The organism is Chryseobacterium sp. KBW03, assembly GCF_003852415.1.
Lineage (GTDB): Bacteria > Bacteroidota > Bacteroidia > Flavobacteriales > Weeksellaceae > Chryseobacterium > Chryseobacterium viscerum.
Window position 1 is genome coordinate 138125 of sequence record NZ_QAJO01000007.1, and the last position, 17797, is coordinate 155921.

Annotated in this window: 10 protein-coding genes; 8 read left to right on the forward strand and 2 right to left on the reverse strand. The window is 35.2% G+C overall.

Annotated features, from left to right (window positions below):
- Window positions 1–64: 64 nt before the first annotated feature.
- Window positions 65–1672, forward strand: coding sequence for a CTP synthase (locus DBR39_RS16595; RefSeq protein WP_124534953.1), 1608 nt, complete (start codon window positions 65–67; stop codon window positions 1670–1672).
- Window positions 1673–1876: 204 nt separating this feature from the next.
- Window positions 1877–3676: a membrane protein insertase YidC gene (gene yidC / locus DBR39_RS16600; RefSeq protein WP_124534955.1), complete on the forward strand. Its 1800-nt coding sequence runs from the start codon at window positions 1877–1879 to the stop codon at window positions 3674–3676.
- Between the two features lie 131 nt (window positions 3677–3807).
- On the opposite strand, the gene DBR39_RS16605 is transcribed toward yidC, so the two are convergent.
- Entirely contained in the window at window positions 3808–4392 is a 585-nt protein-coding gene (locus DBR39_RS16605) for a ribonuclease HII (protein ID WP_124534957.1), read from the reverse strand.
- A gap of 505 nt (window positions 4393–4897) precedes the next feature.
- On the opposite strand from DBR39_RS16605, the gene DBR39_RS16610 reads away from it, so the two are divergent.
- From DBR39_RS16610 to argS, 6 genes are all read left to right on the forward strand, one after another.
- Window positions 4898–7933: a SusC/RagA family TonB-linked outer membrane protein gene (locus DBR39_RS16610; RefSeq protein ID WP_124534959.1), complete on the forward strand. Its 3036-nt coding sequence runs from the start codon at window positions 4898–4900 to the stop codon at window positions 7931–7933.
- A 15-nt stretch (window positions 7934–7948) separates the two neighbouring features.
- The gene (locus DBR39_RS16615) at window positions 7949–9547 is read left to right on the forward strand and encodes a SusD/RagB family nutrient-binding outer membrane lipoprotein (RefSeq protein WP_124534961.1); all 1599 of its coding nucleotides are present in this window, start codon (window positions 7949–7951) and stop codon (window positions 9545–9547) included.
- A gap of 409 nt (window positions 9548–9956) precedes the next feature.
- On the forward strand, window positions 9957–12914 hold the full coding sequence (locus DBR39_RS16620) for a SusC/RagA family TonB-linked outer membrane protein (protein WP_124534963.1): 2958 nt from the start codon (window positions 9957–9959) through the stop codon (window positions 12912–12914).
- Between the two features lie 3 nt (window positions 12915–12917).
- Window positions 12918–14378, forward strand: coding sequence for a SusD/RagB family nutrient-binding outer membrane lipoprotein (locus tag DBR39_RS16625; protein WP_124534965.1), 1461 nt, complete (start codon window positions 12918–12920; stop codon window positions 14376–14378).
- A gap of 56 nt (window positions 14379–14434) precedes the next feature.
- Window positions 14435–14884 carry a lipocalin family protein gene (locus DBR39_RS16630; protein WP_103233731.1) on the forward strand — a complete coding sequence of 150 codons (450 nt, stop codon included), beginning with the start codon at window positions 14435–14437 and terminating at the stop codon, window positions 14882–14884.
- A 121-nt stretch (window positions 14885–15005) separates the two neighbouring features.
- A complete protein-coding gene (argS, locus tag DBR39_RS16635) occupies window positions 15006–16766 on the forward strand; it encodes an arginine--tRNA ligase (protein WP_124534967.1) in 1761 nt (586 codons plus the stop codon).
- 58 nt (window positions 16767–16824) lie between these two features.
- Here argS and DBR39_RS16640 read toward each other — a convergent pair whose 3' ends face one another.
- The gene (locus tag DBR39_RS16640; protein WP_124534969.1) at window positions 16825–17796 is read right to left on the reverse strand and encodes a YihY/virulence factor BrkB family protein; all 972 of its coding nucleotides are present in this window, start codon (window positions 17794–17796) and stop codon (window positions 16825–16827) included.
- Between the last annotated feature and the right edge of the window lies 1 nt (window position 17797).

Here is a 17797-nt window from a genome sequence, read left to right on the forward strand (position 1 = left end):
TTTTCAAAATGTAAATAATTGCTTTGTATTTCTTTTTCCCATAACTTTGCACAAACCTAATCTAATGAGTAAAAAGAATACAAAGTACATCTTTGTGACAGGAGGTGTAACTTCATCTTTGGGAAAAGGAATCGTGTCTGCTTCTCTGGGGCTATTGCTAAAATCACGCGGTTTTAACGTAACCATCCAAAAACTTGATCCTTATATCAATATTGACCCGGGAACTTTGAATCCTTATGAGCATGGAGAATGCTATGTGACCGAAGATGGTGCGGAGACGGATCTGGATTTAGGCCACTATGAGCGTTACCTTGATGCTCCTACATCCCAAAACAACAACGTTACTACAGGAAAGATCTACCAAACTGTAATTGAAAAAGAAAGAAAAGGAGATTTCCTTGGAAAAACAGTTCAGGTAATTCCTCATATTACTAACGAAATCAAACGTAGAATTAAAATCCTTTCAAAACAGAACTACGATATCATTATTACTGAGATCGGAGGAACTGTAGGGGATATCGAATCTTTACCATACATTGAAACTGTTCGTCAGCTGAAATGGGAACTGGGAGATAATAATTCTATGGTGATTCACTTAACATTATTGCCATATCTGGCTTCAAGTGGAGAATTAAAAACAAAACCATCTCAGCACTCCGTTCGTCAATTGATGGAGAGTGGAATTATGGCTGATGTTTTAGTTTGCAGAACAGAGCATAAAATTCCAAAAGATCAGAGAGCAAAACTGGCTCAATTCTGTAATGTTGCTTTGGAAAATGTTATTGAATGTAAAGATTTGGAAACGATCTATGAAGTTCCAATGTATCTGCAGAAGCAGAATTTTGATGATGTAGTTTTGAAAGAACTGGATCTGAAAAGCGATAAAACAGCTGATCTTAAAGACTGGAAGAACTTCTTGAAGAAATTCCAGAATCCTAAGAAAACGGTAGAAATCGCATTGGTTGGAAAATATATTTCCCTTCAGGATTCCTATATTTCAATTGCTGAGGCATTCAAACACGCAGGAGCTGACCTTGAAACTGAAGTAAAAGTAAGATGGGTATACAGTGGAGATATTACTGAGGAAAACATTAAAGAGACTCTGAAAGGAGTAAATGGTATCCTTGTAGCTCCAGGTTTCGGAGACAGAGGAATTGAAGGAAAAGTTCTTACCGCAAAATATGCAAGAGAGAATAAAATTCCAATGTTGGGAATCTGTTTAGGAATGCAGATCATGACGATTGAATTTGCAAGAAATGTTTTAGGACATACAAAAGCGAATTCAGTAGAATTTGATACAGCAACTCCGGATCCTGTAATTTCATTAATGGAAGAACAGAAAAATGTAGTAGATAAAGGAGGAACGATGCGTCTTGGAGCCTGGAAATGTGCTTTGAAAAACGGATCTAAGCTATATGAGACCTACGGAAGCAAAAATATTTCTGAAAGACACCGTCACCGTTATGAATTTAACAGTGATTACCTTCAGGAATTTGAAAAGAATGGTTTCCTTGCTACAGGTACCAACCCTGAAACAGGTTTGGTAGAAGCATTGGAACTACCTGATCACCCGTTCTATGTAGGAGTTCAGTATCACCCTGAATATAAGAGTACGGTAGCGACGCCGCATCCTTTATTCAGAGCTTTCATTAAGGCTTGCGAAAAGAAATAAGGTAAAATTTTATCATAAACGTCTACTAATAAACTCAGGTTGATTTTTCTCAGCCTGAGTTTATTATATACTAATGTATTATAGTATAGAGTTTTGATAAAAAAACAGTATTTTTGTCAGCTGAAATTTACTACAGATTTATCAGTTTTCTTATAGTTCTGTGGTAATTTAAGAATAGGAAATTTTAATTATAACAAAAATAAAATGCAACAAAACAACGGAATCGATAAGAAGCAAATGATTAGTTTCGCGGTTTTATGCCTTGTTCTCTTCGGTTTTATGTTCTATTTCCAGAACAAACAAACGAAAGAAGCTGAGTTAAAAGCTCAGGAGCAGAAAACGGAACAGGTGAAAAATGCCGTAAAACAAACTCAGGCAAACAATATCAATCCAAATGTAACTCCTAACGCAATCCAGACGGCAAGCCTTGGAAATAATGAGTTGAAACTTGAATTTTCAAGCTTAGGAGGACAGGTTTCCAAAGTAGAGCTTTTAAAGTATAAAGCTTACAACCACAAAACAGACAATGCAGATCAGCCACTTTATCTGATCAATAAAAATAACTCAAACTACGGTTTTCAGTTTAAAGATAAAACAGGAAAGGTTATCAATACTAAAGATTTAGTTTTCTCACCTACTGTTAATGGAAATGCAGTAACCTTAACTGCAGATTACAATGGTGCTGTAATTCAGTTTATTTACACACTGCTTCCTAAATACACTCTTGATTTTAAAGTGAGAACTCAGGGGCTTTCAAAAATTACTTCAGACAATAAAGCAGATTTCATCTGGGATTATAATGTAAGAAACCTAGAAAAGGGTAGAGCTCAGGAGCAGTCTCACTCAGAATTCTCTTATGCTTTCAATAATTATAAAGACTATGATTATGATGGAAGAACAACAATGGAGGAGGATAAGGAAACTCTTAACTGGATTGGTGTGAAGCAGCAGTTTTTCACTTCAGTAATTGAAGCTAAAAACGGATTTACTCACAGCAAAGGAAATCAGGAGAATGTTGAAGAAGGAGAATATTTGAAGAAATTAAACTATGAAGGTTTTGTTCAGATGACCGGAAGTGAGCTGAACCAGGATTTCACTTGGTACTTCATGCCGTTGGATTTACCATTGCTTAAATCTTATGATAAAAACTTTGATGAGATTCTTCCATTAGGATGGTCGTTTATCGGAGCGATGAACCGTTATTTCTTCATGTGGCTATATGGTATTATTGCTGCTTGGGGATTATCAGCAGGTTGGGTAATTTTTGTAATGACAATCATTGTGAAGCTGATCTTATCACCAATTATGTATAAGCAGCATAAATTGAGTGCAATGATGAAAGTAATTCGTCCTGAAATTGATGAAGCGAATGCTAAGTTTAAGGATGCAGATCCAATGAAAAAGCAACAGGCTACCATGGAGATCTACAGAAAAGCAGGAGTGAATCAGATGGCGGGATGTTTGCCTGCATTGGTTCAGATTCCAATTTTCTATGCGTTGTTCCGTTTCTTCCCGAACTTTATTGATCTTAGAGGACAGGGGTTCTGGTTTGCAAAGGATTTGACAGCATATGATGATTTGATCAAACTTCCATTTAAAGTTCCTTTCCTTGGAGATCACCTGAGTATTTTTGCATTGGCTTGTACGGTTGTTATTTTGATCTATACAGTAATGACTTCAGGAAATATGCAGCAGCCTCAGCAGGAAGGAATGCCCAATATGAAAGTATTAATGTATATCTTCCCGATTACATTCCTATTCTTCTTGAATACGTCCGCTTCAGGTCTTTCATGGTATTATTTTGTATCGAATGCAATTAACATCTTAATTATCCTTGTTATTAAATATGTGATTCTGGATGAGAAGAAAATTCATGCTCAGATTCAATCTAATAAGGAAAAACCAAAAGCAGAAGGTAAGTTCCAGAAGAGGATGAGAGAAATGATGGAAAAAGCTCAAGAGCAACAACAGGTTCAGGGCCAGCAAAAAAATAAAAAGAAATAATTTCCTTTATTATAACGTAAAAAAAGAGAAGCAATTATTCAATTGCTTCTCTTTTTTTATGCGTACTATTTAGAATAATTTTAAATTTATAATCAGTATGTGTGAATTTAATAAATGAACATCAATTGTTTTCAATCATATTTCAGTCTGAAGGATTGCCTATGATGTACAGTTGGGCCATGCTTGATAAGGGCTTCCTGATGTTTTTTGGTTGCATAGCCAAAATTGGTGTCCCATCCATATTCAGGATGTTCTTCATGGAGTTGGATCATTAATCTATCTCTGTAATTTTTGGCAAGAATTGATGCTGCAGCAATGGATAAAACCTTAGAATCTCCTTTAATAATACATTGATGTGGAATATAATTATAGGGATGAAATTTGTTACCATCCACTAAAATAAGTTCCGGAGTTATCGTCAGTTTATCCAAGGCACGATGCATGGCATGAATGCTTGCATTGAGAATATTATGCTCATCAATAAACGAAGGTGGAAGCTCTGCGATAGCATAGTTTTTCACATTGTCCTTGATATAGCTATCCAGTTCCATACGGGTTTTGAACGTTAATTTTTTAGAATCATTAACCAGATTTTGTTTGAAATCATCGTCTAAAATTACCGCCGCTGCCACTACTGGCCCGCTTAAACATCCTCTTCCAACTTCATCACATCCCGCTTCGATGTAAAGGTTTGACCAGTTTTTTATTAGCTCCATATTTTATTTAGAAAAAGAAATGTAAAATTATAAAAAACTAATCTATTTATGATATAAAGAATATTTTTTCATAGTTTAAAACGGATTATGAAATTACTATTTTATAACAATTTTTATTGATGATATTCTTGTTGTAGTTGAGATTTGTGATTTTTTCCCTACTTTGTGAAGAAAAAAGAATTAAAGGTTGTGATGTGTGTTTTATGGTTTTGTAGTGGTTTCTTTTTTTTTATTGCTTAAATGTATGCATGATGGATGTTTTTTTGTCTTTTTTTTATATAGTATTGTTAAAAAAGTATTAAATAGATAATGTTGATATATTATAAAATTATTGATTGTTTTTATTTTAAATATTTGTTAAAATATTTGTTTTTAACAAATATTAGCATTTTATAAAGTGTTTTTATTGGTAATAGTTTAAAATTTTATATTTTTTTAAGAAATTGTTTTGTGTTTTTAAGAAAGTTTTACAAATTTGTAGCCTGTAAAAAATAATTGAAATAACATGAAGAAATTAACAACTAGTGTACTTATTGTAGCACTCTCTTCATCTTTTTTTATTGCAAATGCCCAAGAAAAAGGGGGAGATACAATAAAAACTAAGACTATTGAAGAAGTTGTAGTTACTGGTGCCTTAGGTATTAAGAAAAAGGTTGACGCCATTACCAATGCACAACAAGTAGTAGGTACTAAGGAATTAAACCAGGCCTCTGCTCCGAATGCAGTTCAGGCTCTAACAGGTAAAGTGTCTGGGTTGCAGATTACGCAGACAGATAACAGTGTAGGAGCATCAAGTAGGATTGTAATCAGAGGAAATAAATCAATTTCAGGGGGGAATGAAGCTCTAGTTGTAATTGATAATGTAATTTCTTCTGCTTCTGTTTTAGCTCAGTTACCACCAGAGGTGATTGAAAACGTAAACGTAATTAAAGGACTTCAAGGAGCTGCTCTTTATGGACAGCAAGGGGTGAATGGGGTTATTATTGTAACAACTAAAAAAGGAGCGAAGGGTGAAAAGATGCAGTTTACGCTGACATCTTCAATCCAGATGAGCCAAGCTTTCAAATTTCCTATAATACAAAAGCAATATGGCAAGGGGTATCCTCATGAGCCAGCTTTTAGTGCTGGAGATCCAAATTATAATGGAACAACTTACGTGCCTTTTGAAAATATGTCTTGGGGACCTGCTTACAATGATCCAAATATTGGAGGACAAATGGTTCCATCAGGGTTACCACAGGCAGATGGTAGTTTTATCTATGAAAAATATGCTCCTGTAGACAACCACTTCTCGAAGTTTTTCAAAAATGGAGTGATTTTACAAAATGGAGTTACTATTAATTCTGGAGGGGCAGATTCTTATGCAATGTTGTCCATTAACAGATTAGAAAATGACTTTGTTGTTGAAGGTGATCAGTTAAGACAAAATAGCTTCTTATTGAAAGCAGGGAAAAAGCTGGATAAATTAAGAATAGATGGAACTGTTAACTATATTAGTAAGGTTACTAACCAATCTAGCTCTGATTTATATAGTGATATCCTACAGATGCCTTCAATGAATGATATTAGAAAATACAGAAATTCTGGTGTTGCAGGAGGTTTGTCTGCTTTTACAAAGAACCCTTATTATCAATTAGAACATACAAGACAGAATACGGTTAATGATTATTTATCAGGAATCTTATCATTGCAGTATGATTTTAATAAAAATATTAATTTAACATATACTGGAAACTTATATTTAAATAATTCCAGATCTGATAATCATGATGATGGTTTCAAAGCGAGTCAAGTGTACAATGGAAGTGGACTTGTGTTAGATGGTGGAACATTACAGGATTATACAGGGAGCTCTAACTTTGATTCGTACTATATCAACCGTACTGTTAGTACAAGAAGTTATTATGGTGACTTAATGTTAAACTTTAATTATGACCTTACGGATAATATTAATTTGAAGTTAAACATTGGTAACAATATTCAGGATAGCTATAGAACTGCCAGATCAATGGGAGGGACAAACTTAGTTGTTCCGGGATGGTATGATATCAGAAACGTTACTAACCTTATTCAGCCAGGAAACTCGGCAGGTGCAACTGTGTTGGATAACATTCTTTTTGAGAATACAACAACAAGACAGAGAACTGTTGCTGGATTTGCCAATTTAGATTTATCTTACAAAGATTACTTATTCTTGAACTCTACTTTCAGAATTGAAGAAAGTTCTGTATTGTCTACCTATTATAATGGACAAGTTCATAATAAGTCATATCCGTATTACTCTGTAGGTCTTTCATTTATTCCTACAAAAGCTTTTGAAGCTTTGAAGGGTAATAATATTATCAATTACATCAAAATTGCGCCAGGATATACTAGGGTAGGTAATACATCTGGTGTACTGCCTTATGATACTTCCAATGTAGGTATTGCTCCTGCAGGATATCCTTTCCCAAATCTACCAGGATATGGAATAGATGCTACGCAAACTAATAGAACAATCAGACCTGAGTTTATTTCTACATATGACTTGAATGTTCAGTTAGGTTTCTTAAATGATCGTATTACACTAGAGGGGTCAATTTATCAGTCAGATACTAAAGATTTGATTACTAATGCAAACGTTTCAAATGCTTCAGGAATAAGTAACCTGAAAGATAATTTTGGTAAAACCAGAATGAGAGGATTTGAAATTGACCTAGGGATTACTCCATTTAAATCTCAAAACTTTACTTGGAATGTAAGAGCTTCTTTTGCTAAATCAAGATCTACTGTGCTTGATTTACCAAACGGATTGGATGAAGTTGCTCTTGCGGTACCATTTACAACTGTTGGAATTGGAGTATTTGCAGTTAAAGGTTCTGATCTTCAGGTTATCAAAGCAACAACTTTCCAGAGAGATGATCAAGGAAGAGTTATTGTAGGAGCTGATGGAGTTCCATTGCAAAATACTACATTAAGCAGTATGGGTAGAGTTACTCCTGATTATACACTTGGATTTAATACTTCACTTAAATTTAAAGGCTTTACGCTTTCTGCTACGATGGACTATCGTAAGGGAGGTAAATTTGCTTCATTTAGTAAGAGTCTCTTGACGTTTACCGGAGCTAGCGAAGAAACTGCTGGTTTTGATAGAAGTAAAGGATATGTGATTCCTAACTCAGTTCAGATGGTGGGCGGACAATATGTTCAGAACAATACGCCTGTTGGAGGAACTGCAGACTATGATGGTGTAGCTGGATATTTCAGTTCACAATCTTTACAAAGATTGGGTGAGCCGATGGTATTAGATGCTACTGCGTTCAAAGTAAGAGAAATTGCTTTATCTTATGATGTTCCGAAATCAGTATTATCATCAACTTTTGTAACGGGTATTACTGTAGGTTTATTTGCTAGAAATCCATTCTTTGTATATTCAAAAGAAAACAGAAACTATGCAGATCCTGAAACTTCTTATACAAGTGGAAATGGAGCAGGTATTGCACTTGCTGAGCAATATCCATCTCAAAGATCTTTTGGAATTAACCTAAAAGCGACATTCTAAAATATTAAAAAAATTATGAAAAATATAAAAATAACGACAGCGGTTTTATCCATAACCATGTTATTTGCTTCAGTATCATGTGACAAATACCTTGATATAAACGAAGATCCTAACAATATTTCAATTGATAAAGTTACTCCTAATGAATTGCTTCCAGTTGGAATAACATTAACTTATGCAAAACAATCCCAGACGTTAAATAGATTTGCGAGTGTCGTAATGAACTCAACGGCTGGAAACTCATTGGTATATGGAGCTCCATTTATTGATGATTATAAACCCAATGTTTCCAATACGTTTTATAATGATGTTTGGGATAATATTTTCAAAGGGGTAGCTAATTTTGACAAAATCATTACTTATAATGATCCAGGTAATCAGTATGTTCAGCATAAAGCTATGGCTAAAATCATGAAAGCCAATTATGTTCAGATTTTAACTGATTTATATGGTGACATGCCTTATTCTCAAGCTTTTAAAGGACAAGATAATTTGACTCCTAAATATGATAAGGGTGAAGATATTTATAAGGCTTCTATTACAGATATAGATGACGCTATTAAATCATTAGAATCAGGTTCAGGAAATAGCCCAAGCAGTGATATTGTTTTTAGAGGAGACACGGCTAAATGGATCGCTTTTGGTAATACATTAAAATTAAGATTTCTGTTAAGAATGTCTAACGTAACAGGTGACATGGCTGCTTATAGAGATCAAAAATTAGCAGCACTTAGTGGAGCTAAATTTATTGATGAAGATGTTTTAGAAAACCCAGGATACTCTGCAGCTAACGATGCACAACAAAATCCATTTACCAATTTCTTTGTATATCTGAGCTCTGGAACAAGAGCTGCAAACTATTCTATCAATGTAGCTTCTGAACATGTTGCTATTATTTTAAATGGTAACCCTGGGGGAGATGCTCGTCCGGTTTATCAGAAATTTAACGGAATTGTAGATGGTAGAAGTGAAAGAATGTTTGGTCTTGTAGGGGATAAAGTTTCAGGTATCAGACAGGGTAATTTACCAGGCCAGCCAGGGGTACCATCATCTATTTCAAGATTTAGTTATGGTATTACAATTGGTAAGGATTCTCCTAAATTATTGCCAAGTGGTGATGTAGATATTGCAGATTATGTTGCTAAAGCATCAGCTAAACCTGGTTGTATTATGACTAGAGCTGAATCGAAATTCTTACAAGCAGAGGCTGCTTTGAGATATCCAGGTTTATTCTCTGACGGAGCAGGTAACTTTACTGCTGCTGTTACTGCTTCTTACAGCTTCTTTGGAGCTACAGGAGCTCCAGCTTATCTTGCTGCAATACAAAATGTTGCTGGTCTAGGATGGACAGGAACTAATGCTAACAAAATAGAAGCAATTATGACTCAAAAATGGATTGCTTTAACAGGTGTTAATCCAGAGCAGTCATTCTTTGATTATACAAGAACTGGTTTCCCTGTGACGCCATTAGCTACAATAGCATCTAACCCAAAACCAAACAGATTGATTTATCCTCTTTCTGAATATATTGGTAATGCGAGTAATGTACCGGCTATTAGTAATGCAGATGTATTTAGCAAAAATCAGTATACCCCTTTCTGGGCTAGAAACTAATTTTTATAATTACAATTTTAATATATTTTACCGCCTTCGGGCGGTTTTTTTCGTTTAAAGGGGAAATTCTTTTTACAATATAAAAATATGTCTAGCATAGTATATTGACCGTTTATAACTGTTTTTTCTCTTTTTTAAATTTTCAAGTCACTGATATTCAATTTGTTTTAATCTTAATGTGTTACGATTTGTGATAGATAATATCAATTTAAATGATTGTTATTATTTCTTAAAGAAAATTAAGATTTAAATGGATTGTTTTTGTTAAATATTTTGTTTTTAACTTATTTTAATAATTATTTTGTTGTTTTTGTTTTAAAATATTGAAATAAATGCATTTTTTTTAGATTTTGCTTTGTGATATTAAGAAAGTTTTACAAATTTGTAAAGTCACAAAAATTAATTTGATATGAAGAAACTAACAGCAAGTCTTCTTGTTCTGGTAATGTCTTCCTCGATTGCTGTTGCGAATGCCCAGCAGAAGAATGATACTATTAAAACAAAAGAAATTGAGGGTGTAGTCGTTACTGCACTCGGGATTAAAAGAGAGAAAAAATCTCTTGGTTATGCTTCTGAAGAAGTAAAGGCTGCAGAATTAACCGGTGGAACTACCAATACCGGTAACGTAGCATCTCTTCTTTCAGGTAAGGTGGCCGGACTACAGGTAAATACAAACAACAACTTTGGCGGATCTGCGAACCTTTTGATCAGAGGATATAAATCCTTATCAGGAGGATCTCCACTTATTGTAATTGATGGTTCACCAGTTAATAATAATACCGTAACCGGGTCTACATTCGATTATGGTAACTTTCTTTCAGATGTAAATCAGGAAGATATTGAATCCGTAAACGTACTAAAAGGTGCTGCTGCATCTGCTTTGTATGGTGAAAGAGGAAGTGACGGTGTAATCTTGATTGTAACCAAAAGCGGAAGAGGAAATAACGATGGAAGCTGGGGGGTTACTTTAAACTCAGGAATTACAGCCGGATTTATTGATAAATCTACTTTCCCTACCTACCAGAAAAAATATGGAGCAGGGTATGGCGGACAAGCATGGAACGAAGATCCGGGACCTGGAGGTTACAATTATGCCAACTTTGTAGATGATGCCTCTTATGGACCGGCATTTAATCCTAACCAATTGGTTTACCAATGGGACTCATTTGATCCTTCTTCTCCAAACTATGGAAAAGCCACACCTTGGGTTGCCGCGAAAAATGGCCCAATTAAATTCTTTGAAACACCAGTCACATATATTAATACAATTACCATTGAAAAAGGAAATAAAACTTCAAATCTTTCCTTATCATATTCCAATATGCTTTCCAATGGTTTGATGCCTAATTCAGAGCTGAGAAAAAATACAATTTCAGCGAAATTCAATCATGATTTCACAGATAAACTACATGCCTCTGTTTTCACAACTTTAACTCTACAAGATACAAAAGGTCGTAACGAAACAGGATATTCTGATAACGTTGTGACTGGTTTCAGACAGTGGTGGCAGACCAATGTAGATGTACTGGCATTAAGAGATGCTTATACTAACAACGGAAACAGTAACTTTTCCTGGAACAGATCTACAGCGGCTGATGGAACTCCTCAGTATTGGAATAACCCTTATTTCCAGAGATATCAGAATTATCAGTCTGACAACAGAACCAGAATATTCAGCTATGCCCAGTTGAAATATGATGTTTCTAAGAATTTCGGAATTACAGGGAAATTATCTTATGATGATTTGCAAATGGTTGTAGAAGAGAGATTGATGAATGGATCTCTTCCTCAGGCGTTTGGTGCTTCACAGCTTAATGTAAGTTCAGGATATGCAAGAACCAATGTGAAAAACACTGAGATCAACTTTGATTTATTTGCTAACTATAAAATTGATATTACTTCAGATCTAAGTGTTAGTGGGATTGCAGGGGGGAACGTTAGAAGAAATCTTGTTGACAATATTTTTATGAGCACAGAAGGAGGTTTGTCTAAGCCAGGTCTGTTTGCAATATCAAACTCAATAAGAACAATCCTTCCGCCTGATGAAAATTATGCAAAATGGGTTACTTCGAGTTTATATGCTACAGCATCTTTTGGATATAAAAACTTCTTATTTGTAGATGGTACTTATCGTGTAGACCAATCTTCCAACTTGCCAAAAGGAAATAACAGCTATGGATATCCTTCCGTTACCGGTGCTGTTATTCTATCAGAATTTGTAAAACAACCTTGGTTAAGCTTCTGGAAATTGAGAGCAAACTATGCTGAAGTAGGTTCTTCTACCAATAATTTCAGATTAGTAAATACCTTCAAAGCAAGAGGAGAAGGATTATTCGATCAACCTTACTTCCTTGCGAATCCAAACTTAAAGCCTCAGAGATCTAAGGAAACTGAATTCGGTATGGAGGCTCAGTTTTTCAAAAACAGATTAGGTTTTGATGTTGCAATCTATAAAACAAGAACATTTGACCAGATCATCAACTTGCCGGTTTCTTCTGCAACAGGATATAGAACATTCCTTGTAAACGCAGGACAGATTGACAATAAAGGTGTTGAAGTACAGTTAAACGGTACTCCATTTAAAACAGATAATTTTACATGGGATGTTAACGTGAACTGGTCTAAAAACGAAAATAAAGTTATTGCATTAAATGGTGATTCTCAAAATTATTTGATGGCAAGTTACCAGGGAGGAGTATCCCTTAACGCACGTGTGGGAGAATCTTTTGGTGCTTTAGTAGGATCAGATTATGTATACAATTCTAATGGAGATAGAGTAATAGACCCTGCAACAGGTCGTTATTTAAGAAATAATAATCAGGTTATTGGTAATATCACACCAGATTGGGTAGGGGGTATCAGAAACAGCTTCCGTTATAAAGATTTTACCGTAAGTTTCCTTATTGATGTGAAAAAAGGTGGGGACGTATTCTCTACCGATATGTATTACGGATTGGCAACCGGTCTTTACGCAGAAACTGCTGACTACAGAGAAGGAGGATTTGTGCATCCGGGAGTTAATCCAAATGGAAATGTAAATACAACACCTGCTATCAATCCTGGATCTTTTGGTAACGTTGACGGATATAGAAGAATGCCGAATAAAAGATTTGTTTATGACGCATCTTACGTAAAATTGAGAGAAGCAAGTATAGGATATAGTCTTCCTAAATCAATTCTTGCTAATACATCTATTCGTGAGGCAAAAATTTCAATTGTAGGGAGAAACCTTTGGATTATTCATAAAAACTTACCGTATGCAGATCCGGAAGCGGGTACAGGGAATGGTTTAGCATCTAAAGGTAATTCTATTGGAGTATTACCTACTACTCGTGATATTGGAATAGATTTAACTTTAAAATTCTAGAAAATGAAAAAATTATTTTTAATTATAGGTTTAGCTTCATTAGCGTTAACATTTACATCGTGTGAAAGAGACATCACTTCACTGAATGAAGATACTAAACACCCAACTGAAGTTCCATCAGGAGTACTTTTTGCCAGTGCTGAACATGCACTTCTTGATCAGTTACTGTCTGCCAATGTAAACCGTAACATTACCAGGTTTTTTACGCAGCAGTGGTCAGAAACGACTTATACTGATGAGACTAATTACGATATGGTGACAAGACCAATTCCAAGGAATCACTATAATCGTATGATGGCATCTGCCTCAGCAACTATTAACTCTCCGGGAGTATTATCTGCACTAAGAGATGCAAGAAGATTTCTTGAGAGTGAAGGCGTAGATGCTGTTACCAAAAACAATAATATTGCCATGATTGAATTGGTAAATGTGTATGCATGGGCCAATTTAGTGGATACTTATGGAGATATTCCTTATTTTGGAGCATTAAAAGCAACAGCTGAAAATCCAGGAAGTGCAGAGATTCCTTATGATGACGCAAAAACAGTATATCTGGACCTTATTAAGAGAATTGATGCTGCGCTTGCCATGATTAATACTTCTGGTAGTGGATATACCAATGACTTGATCTATAAAGGAGATATGAGCAAATGGAAAAAAATGGGTAATTCATTGAAGTTCAGAATGGCAGTAACTTTAGCAGATTCTGATCCGGCTTTGGCTAAAACTTATGCAGAAGCTGCTTACACCGCTGGATTATTAACTGAAAAAGCAGATAATTTCGGATTGCAGACTTTCCCATCAGGATTATTGTCAAACCCTGTTTATCAGGATGTAATTCAATCTGGTAGAAATGACTTTATTCCTTCTGATATTCTTGTTGATTTTATGAATACTACTTCAGATCCAAGAAGAGCAACATGGTTTACAAAGGTTGCTGGTGCTTATGTTGGTGGGGTTTATGGCGACCAGAATGTTTTCAGCAGCTATTCTCACTTTACAAATGCTATTTCAGGTGAAAATGCACAAGGTTTCTTATTGGATTATTCTGAAATTCAATTCTTAAGAACTGAAGCTGCCGCGAGAGGCTTTAGTGTTGGAGGTACTCCTGCTACTTTATATGCTGCTGCAATTCAGGCTTCAATGATTGAATATGGTATTGATACTACTACTGCAAATGCATTTATCGCAGCTAATCCATATAATGCGGCCAACTGGAAAAAATCTGTTGGAGAGCAGGCATGGATAGCAATGTTCAATAAAGGATTCCAGGCATGGAATTTTGCAAGAAGATTAGACTTCCCTGTGTTTGCAAATCCAGGAGGTTCTGTAGTAGAATCAGTGCCGGTAAGAATGAAATATTCTGATCAGGAATATCTTCTAAATGCTAAAAATGTGAATGCTGCAGCTTCAAAAATTGGAGGTGACAAAGTATCGACAAAAATATTTTGGGATAAATTTTAAATTAATAATACTTCTTCAAGCCTACTCCTAGGCTTGAAGAATACAAAAACTTTTATATGAGATTTTTTATTGGAATTCTTCTTTTAATGGGTATTGTATCATGTTCTAGTGATGATGACCGTACAGTTGTAAATGAAAATGTAAGTATTAATGGAACCTGGAAACCATATAAGTATGAATTCAGAGGTAAAGATATCGTGCTGACTGATTGCGAAAAGAAAGGAATTATATTTATAAATCCGGATTTCTCAGGGTCTTATGAAAGATATGATGTGTCTTCTTCTTCAGGGAATTGTAATTTATTCGATTCTTTTGGAGGAAAATGGACCTTTGATAAAATGTATCAGACACTAACTCTTACTTATACAGAAGCTGGGGTTTCCAAAACATTGAAAAAGGAAATAGATTCCTATTCCAATACTGAACTCAAAATTAATGACAACAGCAAAAACTTGGACAATACGCCTGGAAATGACGAGGCAGTCTTAGTTTTCAGAAAAGAATAAATATTCTTATTTACCTATAAAACCGCCTTCGGGCGGTTTTTTTATTTCCGTATATTTGTACTTTAAAATTTTGAGAAGAAAAGACTATTTCCCATAGTCTTTAAAAAAGTAATAGATACACATGAATATTAAAGATATAATAGAGAAGAAGCTTTCGGAGGTTATTTTAAATGTCTTTCAATTGAAAGACATCAATTTGGAAGTTCAGGAAAATAAAACGGATTTTGAAGGTGACTTTACCATTGTTACATTCCCATTGGTAAAACAGCTTAAGAAAAATCCTGAAAATATTGGTATTGAATTGGGAGGAGCTTTGACAGAATATTCTGATCTGTTCGAAAGTTTCAATGTAGTAAAAGGTTTCCTTAATGTAAAGGTGAAAAACCAATTGTTTGTAGATAATTTCAGATCTGTAAGCAAGAACTTTTCTACGATAGAGAAGAAAAATTCTATGGTAATGGTAGAATACTCTTCACCGAATACCAATAAGCCGTTACACTTAGGACACATCAGAAATAACTTATTAGGATTCTCTGTAGCTCAGATTTTAAAAGAGGCCGGATATGATGTAATCAAAAGTCAGATTATCAACGATAGAGGAATTCATATCTGCAAATCAATGTTGGCTTGGGAGAAATTCGGACATGGAGAAACTCCTGAAACGACCAATACAAAAGGAGACAAATTTGTTGGAAACTATTACGTAGAATTTGACAAAAACTACAAAAAAGAAATTGCAGATTTAGTAGGCCAGGGGGTAGGAGAAGAGCAGGCTAAAAAAGAGGCTCCGTTGATGAAAGAAGCTCAGAAAATGCTTTTGGATTGGGAAAATGGAGATGAGAAAGTAAGAGCGCTTTGGGCGGAAATGAATTCATGGGTTTACAAAGGATTCAATGAGACCTATAAAAGATTAGGGGTAGACTTTGATCAGGTTCAATATGAAAGCAATACCTATATTTTAGGAAAAGATCTTATTCAGGCAGGTCTGGATAATGGAGTACTCTATCAGAAAGAAGATGGTTCTGTTTGGTGTGACCTTACGGATGAAGGACTTGATCAGAAACTGTTGTTACGTTCAGACGGTACATCCGTATATATGACTCAGGATCTTGGAACAGCGGTTGAACGTTTTAAGCAAAATAACATTCAGAAGCTTATCTATACGGTAGGAAACGAGCAGGATTACCACTTCCAGGTTTTATTTAAAATTCTGAAAAAACTAGGATATGAGTGGGCAGATCAGTTGTATCACCTTTCTTACGGAATGGTAGAACTGCCTGAAGGGAAAATGAAATCCCGTGAAGGAACTGTCGTAGATGCGGATGATCTGATGCAGGAAATGTATGAGACCGCAAAATCTAAGGCACAGGAATTAGGAAAACTGGAGAGCCTTTCCGAAGAAGATAAGGAAACTTCTTATGAAACGGTAGGATTAGGAGCATTGAAGTATTTTATGCTTAAAGTAGATCCTAAGAAAAAAATGCTTTTCAACCCGGCAGAAAGTATCGATTTCAACGGAAATACAGGTCCGTTTATTCAATATACGTATGCGCGTATTCAGTCATTGTTGTCTAAAGCAGGTACTTTGAACACAGAAACAGCTGATATTGAATTGAATCAATCTGAAAAAGAATTGATTATGCAGTTGACCAACTTTAAAACTGTAGTAGCCAAGTCAGCGGAAACTTTAAGCCCGGCTTTAGTAGCGAACTATGTTTATGATCTTGTAAAAGCATACAACTCTTTCTATCAGAATAATCCAATTCTGAATCAGGAAGATGAAAATGTAAAACAATTCCGTTTGAATATTTCGGATCTAACAGCAAAAACGATAAAAAAATCGTTAGAACTGCTGGGAATCGGAACAGTAAACAGAATGTAAAAATAGAAAGCCTCCTGAATTTTCAGGAGGCTTTTTTATTATAAATAGAGTTGATACTTTAAGATTGCTTTGATTCTGAAGTTTCCGGGGTTTTATCCTCTTCTTTTGGGGTACTCATCTGCTTCAGACTATCTGCATACAGTTTTGCAGGGGTCCATCGTGCATGCTTGGACAGAACAACTTTATATCCTTTTTTGTACGTATAAACTTTGGTAAATTCTGCGCCAAAGAAAATCAGCATACAGGAATAGTTGATCCACATCATAATCAGGATGACCGTTCCGGCAGCACCAAAGGCTGAAGTGGGTTTTATCTGATTAAAATAAAGACTTAATAGAAACTTTCCGAGAGTAAATAAAATAGTAGTCAGAAATGCTCCTTTCCATACCGGTTTCCAGCTGATCAGAACATCAGGAAGTACTTTAAACATCAGGGCAAATAAGAACATGACAATTCCAAAACCTACCGCAAAATTCACAAACTCTACCAGCATATAGGTTTCAAAACCAAAATACTGAGTAATTATTTTATTAAACAGACTGATCAGGGAAGATAAAATCATAGTGGTCATCAGAAGAAATCCCAAAATCAGAATCATTCCCAATGAATTGGCTCTGTCCAGTAAAAATTTGATGAGTGCCTTTTTAGGAGCTGCCTCTACCTCCCAAAGCGTATTCAATGAATGCTGAAGTTGAAAAAATAAGGTGGTAGAACCGAAAACTAATGATCCGACTCCCACAGCTTTCATAAAAATATTCTTTTTGTCAATAAGGGCACCTGCCAGCATACTTTCAATACTTTTGGCTACATCGGGTCCCATGATGCCGCTGATTTGCGTGCTGATTTGCCCACGGATCGCTTCTTCCCCAAAGAAATTCCCAAGTACCCAGATAATAATGATCAATAATCCGGGGATAGAAAAGATGGCATAATAGGCCAGACTTGCTGAATCTTTTGATGCAGAAGAATTGTTCCATTCTGTAAACGTATCTTTCAGAACCTCCCAGAAAAATTTAGCAGTATTGATCATA

What these genes read in the sequence shown, in the direction of transcription:
- DBR39_RS16595 (WP_124534953.1), top strand. Translation starts at nt 65, where the DNA reads ATGAGTAAAAAGAATACAAAGTACATCTTTGTGACAGGAGGTGTAACT.
- yidC (WP_124534955.1), top strand. Translation starts at nt 1,877, where the DNA reads ATGCAACAAAACAACGGAATCGATAAGAAGCAAATGATTAGTTTCGCG.
- DBR39_RS16605 (WP_124534957.1), bottom strand. Translation starts at nt 4,392, where the DNA reads ATGGAGCTAATAAAAAACTGGTCAAACCTTTACATCGAAGCGGGATGT.
- DBR39_RS16610 (WP_124534959.1), top strand. Translation starts at nt 4,898, where the DNA reads ATGAAGAAATTAACAACTAGTGTACTTATTGTAGCACTCTCTTCATCT.
- DBR39_RS16615 (WP_124534961.1), top strand. Translation starts at nt 7,949, where the DNA reads ATGAAAAATATAAAAATAACGACAGCGGTTTTATCCATAACCATGTTA.
- DBR39_RS16620 (WP_124534963.1), top strand. Translation starts at nt 9,957, where the DNA reads ATGAAGAAACTAACAGCAAGTCTTCTTGTTCTGGTAATGTCTTCCTCG.
- DBR39_RS16625 (WP_124534965.1), top strand. Translation starts at nt 12,918, where the DNA reads ATGAAAAAATTATTTTTAATTATAGGTTTAGCTTCATTAGCGTTAACA.
- DBR39_RS16630 (WP_103233731.1), top strand. Translation starts at nt 14,435, where the DNA reads ATGAGATTTTTTATTGGAATTCTTCTTTTAATGGGTATTGTATCATGT.
- argS (WP_124534967.1), top strand. Translation starts at nt 15,006, where the DNA reads ATGAATATTAAAGATATAATAGAGAAGAAGCTTTCGGAGGTTATTTTA.
- DBR39_RS16640 (WP_124534969.1), bottom strand. Translation starts at nt 17,796, where the DNA reads ATGATCAATACTGCTAAATTTTTCTGGGAGGTTCTGAAAGATACGTTT.